Annotated in this window: 11 protein-coding genes and 1 tRNA gene; 8 read left to right on the top strand and 4 right to left on the bottom strand. The window is 52.2% G+C overall.

Translation table 11 applies throughout. The features are described from left to right. Positions 1-39: 39 nt before the first annotated feature. The 8 genes from MWU62_RS02170 to MWU62_RS02135 all read left to right on the top strand — a co-directional run bounded on the left by MWU62_RS02170 (position 40) and on the right by MWU62_RS02135 (position 12074). The gene (locus MWU62_RS02170; RefSeq protein WP_247113207.1) at positions 40-1035 is read left to right on the top strand and encodes an ATP-binding protein; all 996 of its coding nucleotides are present in this window, start codon (positions 40-42) and stop codon (positions 1033-1035) included. 6 nt (positions 1036-1041) lie between these two features. Beyond that, positions 1042-3393 (top strand): S8 family peptidase, encoded by a 2352-nt coding sequence (locus MWU62_RS02165; protein WP_247113206.1) that lies wholly within the window; start codon positions 1042-1044, stop codon positions 3391-3393. Between the two features lie 42 nt (positions 3394-3435). Continuing rightward, entirely contained in the window at positions 3436-5301 is a 1866-nt protein-coding gene (locus MWU62_RS02160) for a site-specific DNA-methyltransferase (protein ID WP_247113205.1), read from the top strand. Positions 5302-5312: 11 nt separating this feature from the next. Then, on the top strand, positions 5313-6506 hold the full coding sequence (locus MWU62_RS02155; protein ID WP_247113204.1) for an RNA-binding domain-containing protein: 1194 nt from the start codon (positions 5313-5315) through the stop codon (positions 6504-6506). Continuing rightward, positions 6503-6976, top strand: a complete 474-nt coding sequence (locus MWU62_RS02150; RefSeq protein WP_247113203.1) for a hypothetical protein — start codon at positions 6503-6505, stop codon at positions 6974-6976. The genes MWU62_RS02155 and MWU62_RS02150 overlap by 4 nt, the downstream gene beginning before the upstream one ends. A 100-nt stretch (positions 6977-7076) precedes the next feature. Further along, complete coding sequence (locus MWU62_RS02145; RefSeq protein WP_247113202.1) at positions 7077-10184, top strand: DEAD/DEAH box helicase family protein; 3108 nt, start codon at positions 7077-7079, stop codon at positions 10182-10184. Positions 10185-10461: 277 nt separating this feature from the next. Beyond that, a complete protein-coding gene (locus tag MWU62_RS02140) occupies positions 10462-11358 on the top strand; it encodes a hypothetical protein (protein WP_247113201.1) in 897 nt (298 codons plus the stop codon). Next, positions 11355-12074 carry a hypothetical protein gene (locus MWU62_RS02135; protein WP_247113200.1) on the top strand — a complete coding sequence of 240 codons (720 nt, stop codon included), beginning with the start codon at positions 11355-11357 and terminating at the stop codon, positions 12072-12074. Before MWU62_RS02140 ends, MWU62_RS02135 begins: the two co-directional genes overlap by 4 nt. Positions 12075-12213: 139 nt before the next feature. Here MWU62_RS02135 and MWU62_RS02130 read toward each other — a convergent pair whose 3' ends face one another. The 4 genes from MWU62_RS02130 to glyS form a co-directional block, all read right to left on the bottom strand. Beyond that, the gene (locus tag MWU62_RS02130) at positions 12214-12423 is read right to left on the bottom strand and encodes a helix-turn-helix domain-containing protein (RefSeq protein WP_247113199.1); all 210 of its coding nucleotides are present in this window, start codon (positions 12421-12423) and stop codon (positions 12214-12216) included. Between the two features lie 278 nt (positions 12424-12701). Further along, positions 12702-12778 (bottom strand) — tRNA-Pro (locus MWU62_RS02125). Positions 12779-12802: 24 nt separating this feature from the next. After that, positions 12803-13372: a D-glycero-beta-D-manno-heptose 1,7-bisphosphate 7-phosphatase gene (gene gmhB / locus MWU62_RS02120; protein WP_247113198.1), complete on the bottom strand. Its 570-nt coding sequence runs from the start codon at positions 13370-13372 to the stop codon at positions 12803-12805. Positions 13373-13375: 3 nt separating this feature from the next. Beyond that, on the bottom strand, positions 13376-15457 hold the full coding sequence (glyS, locus tag MWU62_RS02115) for a glycine--tRNA ligase subunit beta (RefSeq protein WP_247113197.1): 2082 nt from the start codon (positions 15455-15457) through the stop codon (positions 13376-13378). Positions 15458-15459: the final 2 nt, after the last annotated feature.

Here is a 15459-nt window from a genome sequence, read left to right as displayed (position 1 = left end):
TGTTGATCACTTTCGAAATAATCCTGTAGGGGAAACACTATGGCCACCGGCAAACTTCTCCGGCAGCTTGTAAAAACGGGAACAGAAGGCAACCACGAAGCCTTCAAGCGGGTTTCTGAACAACTGATTCAGGAAGAACGTGCCAGAAAGCATCATCTACTGGCAAACGACCTGGAAAGAATTCTCTATGGTCGCCGTAACACCGCTGGGGCGACAAATACGCTCTTGAGTGATCGCGTCCCAAAAGATAAAGAACGCAACCTTCCACTTTTGCAGATCAACGAACCCGTCCGTCGCATCGAAGATGCTGTGTTATCCGATGAAAACGCTTCTTTACTGAACGAGCTATTACAGGAACACCATCGAGCTGAAGCTCTGCATAGCTATGGCTTGCATCCAGCTGACCGCCTGTTGTTCTGCGGCCCACCGGGGTGTGGGAAGACGCTGACAGCAGAAGTTCTGGCCAGCGAGCTGGGACTACCGCTAGCAATCGTTCGCATTGATAGCGTGGTGTCTTCTCTGTTGGGAGAAACCGCCTCCAATTTGCGGCAGGTCTTTGATTTCATAGCCACCACACCGATGGTTGTTTTGTTTGATGAGTTCGATGCGTTGGCCAAAGAACGCGCGGATACGGCTGAGCATGGCGAACTGAAGCGTGTTGTCAACGCCTTCCTGCAAATGCTGGATGCCTACGAGGGAAAGAGCATTCTGGTCGCGGCCACTAACCATGAACGTATCCTAGATGCTGCAATCTGGCGCCGATTTGACGAAGTGCTGGTCTTCGAATCTCCGAACCTGGAGCAATTGCGGCGATTATTGTCTATCAAGCTTCGCGGGTTGCGTCGCGAGTTTGACATTGACGATGCACGTATAACCAGTCTTTTCAAGGGCATGAGCCATGCCGATGTGGAGCGCGTCTTGCGTCGGGCAGCAAAAGACATGGTGCTAACAGGTAAAGAATTTCTCAGCGAACGACACCTTCAATCGGCCATTCGTCGTGAAGACGCCCGAAGGGCTCGCATACAAGGAAACTAAGCCGTCATGGAAGAAACCTTTCCGCATCTGAATATTCAACGAGAAGCGCCGGTCAACCAAAAGCGCTCAGGTAGTGGCCCGCGCACCGAGATCCCGGACGATGTGCCCTCTCATGGAAGAGGGCTTCTCGGAAAACTCGCTAACGCAACGAGGGAAGCCTGTGAAGATGTCGGTGGTTTTGATGAGCGTAAGCTCTTTCGGTTCACAGTTCAGAAAGGTTTTAACCCTGACGACCTGAGAAAAATTTCCACTGAGATAGAAGTTGTCAGCCAGGAAGACGAAACCGTCGTCATCGGCTTCGCTACGAATGCCGCAATGGCACAATTTGAAGCTCGGCTTGCCAGCATGGCTTCGGGGAAATATGTCACCAACAAAGAAGTTATCTACGCATTACAAAGCGTGGATGGTTGGAGCTCGGCAGACCGTAAAGGTTGGGCACTGAAGCAGCATGGCTTTCCCGATAATGAAGATTTTCTTTTGGACGTCGAGATCTGGCCTTTAGAAGATAAGCCTGATGCCAGACAACAAGCCTGGACTAAGTTTGAAAGCTGGCTGTCAGAACAAAGTATTGAGAAGCTCGACCAGGTCAAAAAGCCAGAGCTGACACTCTACCGTGTGCGCTGTACAGCCGCTCAGGCTAAATCATTGCTCCACCATAGGGATATTCGATCAATCGACCTTCCACCAAGCTTTGCGCTGGAGCGCTCGGTAGTATTCCAAGATATTCAGCAATTCCCAGAAATTCAGGCACCTTCAGCCCAAGCGCCGGGTGTTGTAGTGCTGGATAGTGGCATTGCCGATGGGCATCCGTTGTTGAAAGCTGCCGTAGCTAAAACAGCGAGTTTTCTGCCGGGCGAAGGCCCGCATGACGAAAATGGGCACGGCACCCACGTAGCGGGCCTGGCACTCTATGGCGATTTTGAAAAACATCTTCGCGCTGGAGCCTTTGCGCCAACCTTGCGCTTGTACAGTGGTCGGATTCTCGACAGAAACAATGAAAACACTACAGGCTTTGTAGAGAACCACATAGAAGAGGCCGTTCGATACTTCGTTACCGAGCATGGTTGCAAAGTGTTCAACTTGTCCTTTGGAGATTCCAACAAGCCTTACGTTGGAGGACACCTGAAAGGATTTTCGGTGACGTTGGACACCCTTTCTCGTGAGCTCGGCGTGCTGTTTGTAGTGTCATCAGGAAACCATCGGATCAATGCAGACTCTCCAGATGGTCTGGAATGGCGGGATCAATACCCAAACTATCTACTGAATGAAAGTTGGCGGATCATTGAGCCCGCACCCGCATTAAACGCGCTTACCGTAGGCAGCCTGGCGCGACACAACCAAACTTATAACAGTCAGCGTTATCCGCTCGACCCGGCAGAAATACCAATTGCAGGGGCGGACCAGCCATCCCCTTTTACCCGTAACGGCCACTCTGTCGATGGAGCCATCAAACCAGAACTGGTAGCACATGGCGGAAACTGGGCGATACACGCGCGCGCTAACTACGCATTATTGGACGGGCTAACCGGCCTTGGGGTTGTATCCACACACCATCAGTTTGCAAGCGGCCATCCTTTTTTAGTGGATGGAGGGACCAGCATGGCAGCTCCCCAGGTGGCTCATCTGGCAGCATCCATATTCCACGAACACCCGGATGCCACAGCCAATTTCATCCGCGCGCAACTCTGCCTGAACGCAGCTATACCACAGGCCAGTCAGCACCTCTTTGAACAAAACAAAGCGCTTAGCCGGGTTTGTGGCTATGGTGAGGTGGATGAAACTGCGCTGAAGCGGTCCAGTGAAAATGCTGTCACCCTCATTACGGAGAGCAGGATCGAAAACAAGCGGCACCATTTTTATGAAATCCCGGTGCCGCCTGACTTCACCAGCGGCGGAAAGAAGCGACTTCGGGAAATTGCGGTCGCTTTGGCCTACGCGCCGCCTGTTCGCTCAACACGAATAAAGTATCGAGCCACACGCATTGATTTTAAATTGGTTGCAGCGCGAGACCTTGAGCATGTCACTACTATGTTTAATAAGGCCACGAAGAAGGATGACTATCAAAGCATCAAGGAACTGGCCGGGGCGACTATTGGGCAGACTGCCCGAAGCAAGGGAACAGTCCAAGCTGAATCCTGGAAATTTGTTCAATTCAATTCCAACTCCGCATTACGCAATAAAAAACTATTTGTTGTAGTCACGCGCAATGATTTTCCATGGGGCGAAAGTCTATGTGATAGCGAAGAAAGCTACTCACTTCTGGTAAGTCTCCGCGATAAGCAGAATTTATCCGCGCAACTTTATACACAAATCAAGGCTCGCTTGGATACCAGGGTACCGGTACGTATTCGCGTATAGCCATATCAGAGCCTGAGAAAAGAATTCAAGAGGTATATTTCCGTGGACAAACTCAAAATGCACAGCCCTGATCTGAGCCAGGACAACATTGCAAAGATTCGTGAGCTGTTTCCAGGATGCGTGACCGAAACTCGGGATGAAACAACCGGAAAATTGCGCCTATCCGTGGATTTTGATCAACTGAAGCAGGAGCTGAGTAATGACATAGTCGAGGGACCACAGGAGCGGTATCGACTTGACTGGCCAGGGAAGCGAGAGGCGCTGGCGACCGCAAATGCACCAATTGGCAAGACACTTCGCCCGGTTCGCGATCAAAGCGTCGACTTTGATACTTCAGACAACCTTCTGATCGAGGGTGACAACCTTGAGGTGCTCAAGGTATTGCAAGAATCCTACCTTGGCCGGGTCAAGTTGATCTACATAGACCCGCCTTATAATACCGGCCGGGATTTCATCTATGACGACGATTATTCAACTGAGACGGGAGACTATTTAAGGCAGTCCGGCCAAGCGGAGGAGCTTGGTAATCGGCTTATTGCCAATACTGAGGCGAATGGTCGGTTTCATTCGGATTGGCTTTCAATGATGTATCCCCGGCTGCGGCTGGCCAAAAATCTGCTTGCCGATGATGGGGTTCTCTTCATCTCCATTGACGATAACGAAGTCGATAGTTTGAGAAAAATTGGTTGCGAGGTTTTTGGAGATATGAACTTCGTGGCCACGATCATTTGGCAAAAGGTTTATGCACCTAAAAACTCAGCCAAATGGTTTTCAGAAGACCATGATTTTGTCCTGGTTTTTGCCAAGAACCGGCAGGCGTGGTTTCCAAACCAGCTTCCCCGCACAGAAGAGATGGCGGCTCGATACAAGAACCTAGACGATGATCCGCGCGGACCATGGAAAGCCGAGAACATGACCGCGCGCAACCCCTACGATGCGGGTGTTTATCCTGTCGAAACACCTTCCGGCAGAAGAATTTCTGGTCCACCAACCGGCACATATTGGCGGATCAGCAAGGAAAAATTTCTTGCACTCGAAGCTGACAATCGAATCTGGTGGGGAAAGGATGGAAACAACACACCTGCTGTTAAAAAATTTCTTTCTGAAGTTTCTTCTGGCCGGACGCCACAAACACTTTGGTCTTATAAAGAGGTTGGCCACACTCAGGATGCAAAGAAGACGCTTCTTAAATACGTTCCATTCGAAAATACCGAAAACGTACTGAACTCAGTCAAACCCGTGGAGCTAGTTCAGCGAATCGTTCAGCTAGCAACCAAGCCAGACGAAAATGCGATCGTCATGGACTTCTTTTCCGGTAGCGCTCCAACTGCCCACGCTGTTCTGGAGCAGAATCGAATAGACGGTGGAAACCGGCGCTTTATCGGAGTTCAAATTGCTGAGCCGCTCCCCATTCCCGAAGACCGCATGAAGACCATTTTCGACATGGGTAGGATGCGCTTGCTCAGCGTCATCGAAGAGTTTAAGGCTCAAGGCAAGAATACAAAGGGATTCCGGGTGTTCAAGCTCGACAACTCGAACATGAAGGACATCTACTACCGTCCCGATGAGCTATCTCAAGGCGATCTGCTAGAAGCGGTGGATAACGTTAAATCCGACCGCACTCCAGAAGATCTTTTGTTCCAGGTGCTGGTGGACTGGGGTGTAGATCTGACTCTGCCGATTCGTCGCGAAACCCTGCAAGACAAAACCGTATTTTTCGTCGATGACAATGCGCTGGTCGCTTGTTTTGACAGTGGTGTTACGGAGGATCTGGTCAAAGAGCTGGCCAAGCATGAGCCCTTGCGCGTAGTTTTCCGCGACAATGGGTTCGTCTCTGATGCGGTGAAAATAAACGTCGAGCAGATTTTCCGCCAGCTTTCACCCAGCACCGAAGTCAGAAGCCTCTAAGGAATCACGGCATGGACCAACTGGCCCTGAACACGCTGCTTGAAGGCTTGATCCGCACTTGGGAAAACGAGGTGGCGGAGTTCAAAGAGGCGGGCAATGACTACGACACCAACAAGATTGGTGCGTATTTCTCTGCCCTCAGCAACGAAGCCAATTTGCGAGGGCTGGAGCGTGCCTGGCTGGTGTTTGGCGTGAGCAATAAAACCCGGGAGGTGGTGGGAACAAACTACCGCAGCGAATCCGAGCGGCTGCATAGCCTGAAGCTGCAGGTGGCACAAAGTACCGAGCCCAGCATTACCTTTCGTGATATCCACGAACTACAACACGCAGATGGGCGGGTGTTGTTATTTGAAATTCCCGCGGCTCCAAGGGGCATCCCAATCTCTTGGAAGGGTCACTACCACGCCCGGGCCGGGGAAAGTCTGGTCTCCCTCAGCCTGGACAAGCTGGACGAAATTCGTCAGCAAACTCTCGCTCAGGACTGGAGCGCGCAATTGGTGCCGGCCGCCAGCCTGACCGATCTGGACGAAGCGGCTCTTGCAAGAGCACGGGAGGCGTTCGCAAAAAAGTATGCCAACCGCTTTAATGCCGAGGAAGTCATGGCCTGGCCATTGCCAACCTTTCTTGATCGGGCACGGGTCACCCAAAACGGTCAGGTCACCCGAACTGCGCTCCTGTTGCTGGGCAAGCCCGAGGCAGCCTGGCACCTGTCGCCACACCCTGCACAGATGACCTGGAAGCTGGAGGGCGCAGAGCGGGCCTATCAACACTTTGCCCCGCCCTTTCTGCTGACCACCACCCAGCTGTATCAATGCATCCGTAATATCCAGCTGCGTCTGTTACCAGAAGATGAGTTGTTGCCGATTGAGGTGTCCAAATATGACCAGAAGATGGTGCTGGAAGCCTTGCATAACTGCATCGCTCATCAGGACTACACTCTCCATGGCCGGGTGGTGGTGATCGAACAGTCCGACAGGCTGATCTTCGAAAATGTAGGCAACTTCTACGAAGGCACGCCGGATGATTACCTGGAGGGCAATCGCACACCCCACCGCTACCGCAATCCCTTTCTTGCCCAGGCCATGTCTGAGCTGAACATGATTGATACCATGGGATACGGCATTCACGACATGTACGCCCGTCAGGCTCGTCGCTATTTCCCAATGCCGGATATGACCTTGCCGAACCGAGTAGTGTGCGGTTGACCATATACGGCGGCGTGGTTGACCCCGCTTACAGCCGTCTATTGATTCAAAAAACTGATCTGCCACTGGCGGATGTGCTGGCCCTGGATCGAGTGCAAAAGAAACTGCCAATTCCTGATGAGGCCATAAGCCGCCTACGGCGAGCAGGTCTGATTGAGGGTCGCAAACCCCATTTGCACGTTTCTGCGACGGTTGCCAAGGTAACGGCAGACAAGGCCGACTATATCCGTACCCGCCCCCAAGACGATGAGTTCTATGCCAAGTTGCTGACGGATTACCTGGAAAAATTTGGGCAGGCCAGTCGAGCGGAGATCAACCAGCTGTTGCTGGATAAGCTGAGTGATGCTCTGAGCGATAAACAAAAAAGCACCAAAGTCAGCACGCTTTTGACAAAGCTGCGCCGCCGAAAAGTGATTGAGAACACCGGTTCCGACACAGCATCTTGTTGGAGGCTGACAAAGAGAACATGAAGAACTGCAAAGAGATTCGCATAAAGCCCATTACATTCAACGAGTTATAGCTCTTTGGAGCCGCCATTTTGCAAAGAGCCTGCAAAGAGAAAATTTTATTATGAAGCTCAAATTCAAAACCCAGGCTTACCAAACGAATGCCGTCGAATCCGTAGTGGACTGCTTTGCTGGTCAACCCATGCGTGACGGCCTGGCCTACCGCATCGACCCCGGCCAGCAGGCTCAGACTGGCGCCTTCGACGCGGAGGGCTTCAAGAATGCCGACCTGGCACTAGGTGAAACCCAGGTATTAGAGAACATTCAGGCCGTTCAGCGTCGGCAGAACCTCCCGACGTCATCGTCACTGACGGATTTCACCACCTACGACACCAAGAACAACCGTGTGCCGGCTAAAGCCGCCTACAAAAAGGATGCCCTGGCCGCCACACGCATCCACCTGGACGTGGAGATGGAGACCGGCACCGGCAAGACCTATTGCTACATCAAAACCATTTTCGAGATGAATAAGCGCTATGGCTGGAGCAAGTTCATCATCATGGTGCCCTCGATTGCTATCCGCGAGGGCGTGTATAAGTCGCTGCAGATCACCGCTGAGCATTTCACCGAAAGCTACGGCAAAAAGGCGCGGTTCTTCATCTACAACTCCAAGCGACTGCATGAGCTGGAAAGTTTTTCTTCCGACGCCGGCATCAATGTGATGATTATGAACATCCAGGCCTTCAACGCCCGGGGTGCCGATAACAGACGCATTTATGATGAGCTCGATGACTTTCAGTCGCGCAAGCCTATCGATGTAATCGCCGCAAACCGGCCTTTCCTGATTCTGGACGAGCCGCAGAAGATGGAAGGTAAAGCCACCATGGAGGCCTTACCCCAATTTAATCCGCTAGCAATTCTCCGCTACTCGGCCACTCACCGTACCCAGCACAACCGTATTCATCGCCTGGATGCTCTGGACGCCTACAACCAAAAACTGGTCAAAAAGATCGCTGTGCGCGGCATCCAGACACGTGGCCTGGCCGGCACCAACGCCTACCTGTATCTGGAAGGTATCGACATCTCCAAGGATGCACCGGTCGCCCGCATAGAGCTTGAAGTAAAACTCAAATCCGGCGAGATCAAGCGTCAGCTCAGGCGTCTTCGCTTCAAAGATGATCTGTTCGCGGAATCTGGTGAGCTGGATCAATACCGGGACGGCTTCACCATCAGCCAGATTGACGCCACTACTGACACCGTGGAGTTCACCAATGGGCTGGTGCTCACGGCTGGAGAGGCCAGTGGCGACGTTTCCGAAGGCGACATCCGTCGTATTCAGATCCGCGAGACCATCAAGGCGCATCTGGACCGGGAGAAACAGCTGTTCGGGCAGGGCATCAAGGTACTGTCGTTGTTCTTTATCGACGAGGTGGCCAAGTATCGTGACTACGATCAGGAAGATGACAATGGCGAGTACGCCCGCATCTTTGAGGAAGAGTATCAGCTACTGAAGAATGAATACCTGTCTGAACTGGTCATCGATAATCAGGCCTACCGCCAGTACCTGGAAGATATTGACCCGGCGAGCACTCACCAGGGTTACTTCGCCATCGATAAGAAGACCAAACGTCTGAAAGACCCCGCAGTGGGTAAGCGGGCTGTCGATTCCGATGATGTGGACGCCTACGATCTGATCCTGAAAGACAAAGAGCGTCTGCTCTCCTTTCAGGAACCTACGAGGTTTATCTTTTCCCACTCGGCGTTGCGTGAAGGCTGGGACAACCCCAACGTGTTTATCATGTGCATGCTTAAGCACAGCGACAACATGATATCCCGCCGCCAAGAGGTGGGGCGCGGCCTGCGATTGTCAGTCGATAGGCACGGCGACCGCATGGATAACCCTGCCGTCGTTCATGACATCAACGTACTGACCGTGATCGCCAGCGAGAGCTACAAGGATTTCGTTACCGGGCTGCAACAGGAAATCAGTGAAAATCTGAGTGCCCGGCCGCGTCAGGCAACTGAAGCCTATTTCACGGGCAAGCTATTGGCAACCGAGCAAGGCACTGTAGAAGTCACATCTGCCATGGCAAAGAAGATATACCGCTATCTGGTAAAGAACGACTATACCGACGATACAGACCAAGTTATCGATACCTACCATGATGCGAAGGCACAAGGCGCCCTGGCGGAGTTACCCGAGGATCTGAAGCCATTCGGTGAACAGATCTTTGCCTTGATCGACACCGTGTTCAGTGAAGGCCAGCTGCCCAAGATCGAGGATGGACGTAAACCGAAGACAAACCTGCTCAATGCCAACTTCGACAAGAAAGAATTCCAGGCGCTGTGGCAGCGCATCAATCGCAAAGCCGTGTACCGCGTCGATTTTGATTCCGATGAATTGGTGCGCAAGTGCATTGCAACGCTGGACAAGGAACTGCGGGTTACACCGCTGCAGTACACCGTACAGAAAGGCATTCAGCAAGAGGCGCTGACCGACGAACAATTGCGTAGAGGCGATGGCTTCAAGGTTGAAGAAACGGCTACCGAATACGGCGACTCCATCCACTCAAGGGTCCGCTATGACCTGTTGGGTAAGGTGTCAGAAAATGCCCACTTGATCCGTGGGACCGCAGCCAGCATTCTTCAGAGCATTCAGACCGCCGTGTTCAACCAGTTCCGCCAGAACCCGGAACACTTCATTGCCGAGGCATCACGGCTTATCACTGAACAAAAAGCCGCTATGGTGATTGAGCGACTGGCCTACGATGAAGTTGATGAACGGTACGATGTGGATATCTTCACCGCCAATCAGACTTGCCAGGACTTCTCCCGCGCCACGGAAAAGCTGAAGAACCACGTATATGACTACGCGATTACGGATTCTGATGTTGAGCGCCGCTTCGTGAAAGAATTGGATACGAGCAGTGAAGTGGTGGTTTACGCCAAGCTGCCGAGAGGCTTTCTGATTCCTACCCCCGTGGGCGATTACAATCCGGACTGGGCGATTTCCTTTCAGGCTGACAACATCAAGCACATCTACTTTGTTGCTGAGACCAAAGGGTCGATGTCGTCCATGAAACTGCGGGAAATCGAAAAGACCAAGATCGAATGTGCTAGAAAGTTCTTCGACGAGATCAATTTAAAGGTCGCTCAGGACAAGGTGAAATATGATGTCGTGACTGACTACGCGAAGCTGATGGACGTGGTGGGGGCGTCCACAACGCAGTGACGAACAGGGGCCTGGAAGCAAGAAGTACAAGTTTTGCCCTTTTGGATGGCCTATATCACCATAGGGCAACACAGGTGTTTGCTTCCCTCCGTTTCCGCTCGTTTGTTGATACGTAAAAAATCAGTCAATCCACCAGACGGCGACACATGATGGGGTAGACCCGGATACTGCGACTCACCCTGAATGTGACGCAGTTTTAAGGGCCTGCCAATTGGCGCGGATATACTCCTATCTGCATCTAATTTCTACATACTGGCGAATTTGGACTCAACTCATAATGCAAATGGACAATCTGGAACTCTCCAAAAAGGTATGTGGTCTCGCGGCCTCGACTTATCTCGCAAATAAGCACCGTGGGGGAAAGGCTGGTGGAGAGGGGGTTCAATACGAAAATTGGTTCGCCGTCTACAATGCTGCAAAGCTCGTGAGGGATACAATCCAGAACGGACTGCCAGCGCCATACCTATCGACACAAACGATGGATTTCGTCGATGACTTTGTAATTCTCTGGAACGAAGATTCTTGTCATCAGCACTTCCAGCTCAAAAATACTGAAAACGTCTCTTGGAGCTCAGGTGACCATCCGATTGCCGATGATTTCCGGTATCAGAAGCTCTTGAACGAAGGAGCTGGCGTGGGCAAAACTTCCTCCACGCTCGTCTTACCCTGCGCAGAGAAAGCAGCAAGGCTCCAAAGATCAATCCCAGAAGATATTTCTAACTACTCGGCTGTGGAACAGTTCGCCTTTGGAGAGACTCTAAACCACCTCCTCCAGATTGAACCCAAGCTCCGCGATGCGCTCGCGAGTCTGTGTGTTAACGCTGACCTCGATAAGATAGAAAGACTGGGATCTTTATTTGTCGGCGAGTGGGTGAGTAACTGTGGTACCCCCTGTAACCTCAAGGATCTTTGGGAGCGGGTTCTGCGGCACGAGCCAAATTACGTTAGATCGCTATCTAGAGTTGACATTCTTGAAAAATTTGAAGCGATACTGATGCAAATTGAAGGTTTCCACTATACTATGGGACAAGGGTTTTTCGAGTGGAGTTATCTGGAGTCAGATTCTGGCGTACTTGAGTACTCGGTGGGCTCTGAGAAGTTCTCTGAATTTCAAAGAATTATAGTCATGGAAGAACCGTCTACATTCGAAGAATTAGAGAGGCACTTGATATGAGCCGGACACTGACCGAACTCGCTAACGCCTCCATTCAATCTTTATTGGATCGTCTAGCCGCCCCTGCAACGCCCCCTGAAGAATATAAACATATCATGTATCAGCTGGGTTTTGAGCATGGTAAAGCGCTCAGGGACAAGCTCGAAGGTAAATCTGTAGGCATCGCCTGTACAGTTGAAGACGCAGATTTTCTGGCTCAGGGAATCATTGAAGGCTTGAAGGGTAGTGTTAGCTCGATTTCCGTAGCTTGCTTTTGGAACAAGCGTTTTCCTGGAGACGAAACCAGAAATATTCCCGATACAGCACCCATCCAGAGAAAGTACTCCGAACCTGCTATAAAGTCGGTAGAGAGTCTTATTGTCGCAAAATCAATCATTTCTGGTGCTTGTGTGGTAAAAACGAATCTTACGCACCTTATTCGTGAATCGAATCCATCAATGATTTATGTAGTTGCTCCGGTGATGTTTACAAACGCTAAGTTGAATCTTGAAAAAGAGTTCGCGAGCGATATTACTCGCCGCTTCTCTTATTCTTATTTTGCTCAGGACGATCAAAAATCAGCGGATAATAATGTCATACCAGGTATCGGTGGTAACGTTTACCAGCGCTTGGGGTTTGAAGATCAGGATGATAAGAATCATTACACCCCGGAATTAGTGATCAATCGCCGCAGAAACCTTTCCTCCGATGAGTCGACACCTTTTTCTCACGCCTAGACCTAGCCGCGGTTAACATTAATTCTCGAAACTCAAATCGCTCTGAATTAATTTGTAATGATGCTGTAGCCGCCCATACGTCACGAGAGTGGCGATGGGGCGCAGACTCCAGTAGAGGTCTTTGCCCCAGACGTCATGATCACTCAGTAGGCACACCCCCATTCCGGCCGAGCACCTCCTGATCGAACTTTTGAAGGTCGCTCAGTGGCCAGCGCCTGGTTCTAGAGCCCAGTTTCTTTCCGGGGGGAAACTTGCCTTCGCGAACCCAGCGCCTAATGGTGTATCGGGATAGTGAGTAGTAGTTTCCCACCTCCGTATCTGAGAAGTACATTTTCTGCGTATCTTTCATCTCCATCTCCGTTTAGTTGTGAACACGATTAAATTCTACGTGGATACGAGATATGTTTGGCTGGTGTAATTAGGCTATAACTGCAATAAGCCAAAGATTGCGTGGTAAAGTAGTAGCCAACGGAAACGAGAGCGTGCGCAGACGTGGCACGTTGAAGCGGCTTTCGATGAACGGGTGTGAACCGGGGATAGAGTGGTGGCCGGTTTATGTACCCAACCTGTACCTAGCCAGAAACGAAAAAGGGCCCACCCGAAGATGCGCCCTAAGTCGTTGATATCTGGTCGGCGTGGCAGGATTCGAACCTGCGACCCCTTCGTCCCGAACGAAGTGCGCTACCAAGCTGCGCCACACGCCGATTAACCGCCGGTATTATACGGGTTCACTTACTCTTTTCCAGCCCTGGGCCGGATAAAAACGCATCCGTGAAAGCACTAAGGTGATCGTATATTGCCACTTTAGCGCTGGGGATCGGGCGGGTTTTCAGATGGTGCTCGGTGTCTTTGCCATTGCCGGTTCTTACCAGTACAGGCTGGCAGTCTTCCGCAACGCCAGCTTCCAGATCTTTGCGGCTGTCCCCCACCATAATGGCACCCTTGAGGGTGTTCAGTTGTAGGTGATCACGGATTTGTTTCAGTAGACCGGTGAGTGGCTTGCGGCAAGCGCAACCGTCATCCGGAAGGTGTGGGCAGTATGCAATGAACTCAATGCGTCCGCCCATAGCCTCCAGCAGTTGCGTCATCTTTTCGTGCATGCCATCCAGTATGTCGGTGCCGTAGAACCCGCGGGCAATGCCCGATTGATTGGTGGCGATGGCTATGCGATGGCCCGCTTTGTAAAGCCGTGCCATCGCTTCGATACTGCCGGGAATGGGTTGCCAATCATCCACAGAGCAGATGTAGTTGCCATCGTATTCGTTGATGACCCCGTCCCGGTCGAGGATGATTAGCATCGGTCAGCCAGCGGTGGGCAGCAATGATATATCGGCAACGCGCAAGAACAGGTTGTGCAGCCGGTTCAACAATGCGAGGCGGTTATCTCGCACGGCGTCATCTTCTGCCATCACCATCACTTCGGTAAAGAAGCTGTCTACAGGCTCTTGCAGGCTGGCCAGTGATTGCAGCGCGTTGGCGTAGTTGCCTTGCTCAAACAGTGGAATCACCTTGGCAGCTTGCTGCTCTACCTGTGCTGCCAGTGTTTTCTCGGCGGCATCTTGCAGCAGGTTGCTGTTTACGCTTTCCCCAACGCTGTCTCCGCCCTGCTTGGACAGGATGTTGGAAACACGCTTGTTGGCACCGGCGAGCGCTTGGGCTTCTGGTAGCTGGCGGAAGGCTTCCACCGCCTTTACCCGGCGGTCGAAATCCAGTGGGCGTGTAGGGCGACGGGCGTGAACAGCTAGAAATACCTCGGCACCAATGCCGCGCTCATCGTAGTAGGCGCGGAACCGGTCGAGCATGTAGTCCACTACGTTGGAGGCAGTGTTATCTTCAGTCAGCCCGGAGAAGTTTTCTTCCGCCCATTCGCAGCACGTTTGCAGATCCAGCGGCAGTTCCCGCTCAATAATGATGCGCAGTACGCCCAAAGAGGCCCGGCGCAGGGCGAAGGGGTCGCGGGTGCCGGAGGGTGGCTGGCCGATACCAAATAGCCCTACCAAGGAATCCAGACGGTCTGCAATGGCGAGTGCGCAGCTGGTCATGGTTGTAGGTAGGCCATCTTTAGCGAAGCGGGGCATGTACTGTTCGTTCATGGCCTTGGCCACATCTGCAGGCTCGCCGTCGTCGGCTGCGTAGTACTGGCCCATAATGCCCTGAAGGTCGCTGAACTCCAGCACCATCTCGGTTACCAGATCCGTCTTCGCCAGCATGGCGGCACGTTCCGCCAGAGCGGGATCGCTGCCAATGGCGGCGGCGATTTTCTTCGCCAATGCGGCTACCCGCACAGACTTGTCGTAAATACTGCCGAGTTTCTCCTGAAAGACAATCGGCTTGAGCCTTTCTACGCGGTCTTCCAAACGGATCTTGCGGTCGTTTTCGTAGAAGAAAGCGGCATCCGCCAGCCGTGGCCGAATCACTTTTTCGTTGCCGGAGATAACCTGAGAAGGGTCTTTGCTCTCAATGTTCGCAACGGTTACAAACAAGGGCAGCATGTCGCCGTCGGTGCTTACCACGTGGAAGTATTTTTGGTGCTCTTCCATGGAGGAAATGAGAGCTTCTGCCGGCACTTCCAAGAAGCGTTTGTCAAACCGCCCCATAAGCGGTACTGGCCATTCGTTAAGGCCGGTGACTTCATCCAAAAGGTCTTCGTTGATCACTGCCTTGCCACCTGCCTCAGCTTCAGCAAGAGCGCTGACGCCGGAGCGAATCATTTCTCTGCGCTTGGCAAAATCGGCAATCACATAGCCTTCTTGCTCAAGAACAACTTCGTAATCGGTTGGCGTTGGGATGATCAGTGTTTTTGGGCAATGAAAGCGGTGGCCCATGGTTTTGTTGCCTGGCGTCAGCCCCATGATGGGCGTATCAATAACTTTATTGCCGAACAGCATAACCAGCCAATGTACAGGCCGAACGAACTCAGTGCGGTGAGCGCCCCAGCGCATGCGCTTGGGAATAGGCAGCGCCGCAAGCGATTGCTCAACCAGCCCGGACATCAGATCCACAGTTGGCTTGCCTTGCTCTACGGTGCGGTAAACCAACCAGGCACCTTTATCGGTTTCCAGCGTGTCGAGCTGATCCGGAGTGACGCCCAGAGAGGTGGCGAAGCCCGTAAGAGCCCGTGTTGGGTTGCCGGAGTCATCAAACGCGGCTTTCACGGCCGGGCCGCGTTTTTCAACGGGCTTGTCGGGCTGGGCATCGGCCAGATCGCGTATGCGCACAGCCATACGGCGAGGCGTAGCAAAGGCTTCTACCTTACCGAATGCGATGCCAGCTTCTTCCAGACCCTTGGTGATACCCTGAGTGAACGCATCAGACAGTGGCTTGAGTGCTTTCGAGGGGAGTTCTTCAACGCCCAGTTCGACGAGAAAATCCTGCTTTGCCATGA

Source organism: Marinobacter sp. S6332, from assembly GCF_023016045.1.
Taxonomy (GTDB): Bacteria; Pseudomonadota; Gammaproteobacteria; order Pseudomonadales; family Oleiphilaceae; genus Marinobacter.
This window is presented reverse-complemented; position numbering and strand designations above follow the sequence as displayed.

What these genes read in the sequence shown, in the direction of transcription:
- gmhB (WP_247113198.1), bottom strand. Translation starts at nt 13,372, where the DNA reads ATGCTAATCATCCTCGACCGGGACGGGGTCATCAACGAATACGATGGC.
- MWU62_RS02130 (WP_247113199.1), bottom strand. Translation starts at nt 12,423, where the DNA reads ATGAAAGATACGCAGAAAATGTACTTCTCAGATACGGAGGTGGGAAAC.
- MWU62_RS02165 (WP_247113206.1), top strand. Translation starts at nt 1,042, where the DNA reads ATGGAAGAAACCTTTCCGCATCTGAATATTCAACGAGAAGCGCCGGTC.
- MWU62_RS02140 (WP_247113201.1), top strand. Translation starts at nt 10,462, where the DNA reads ATGCAAATGGACAATCTGGAACTCTCCAAAAAGGTATGTGGTCTCGCG.
- glyS (WP_247113197.1), bottom strand. Translation starts at nt 15,457, where the DNA reads ATGGCAAAGCAGGATTTTCTCGTCGAACTGGGCGTTGAAGAACTCCCC.
- MWU62_RS02135 (WP_247113200.1), top strand. Translation starts at nt 11,355, where the DNA reads ATGAGCCGGACACTGACCGAACTCGCTAACGCCTCCATTCAATCTTTA.
- MWU62_RS02155 (WP_247113204.1), top strand. Translation starts at nt 5,313, where the DNA reads ATGGACCAACTGGCCCTGAACACGCTGCTTGAAGGCTTGATCCGCACT.
- MWU62_RS02145 (WP_247113202.1), top strand. Translation starts at nt 7,077, where the DNA reads ATGAAGCTCAAATTCAAAACCCAGGCTTACCAAACGAATGCCGTCGAA.
- MWU62_RS02170 (WP_247113207.1), top strand. Translation starts at nt 40, where the DNA reads ATGGCCACCGGCAAACTTCTCCGGCAGCTTGTAAAAACGGGAACAGAA.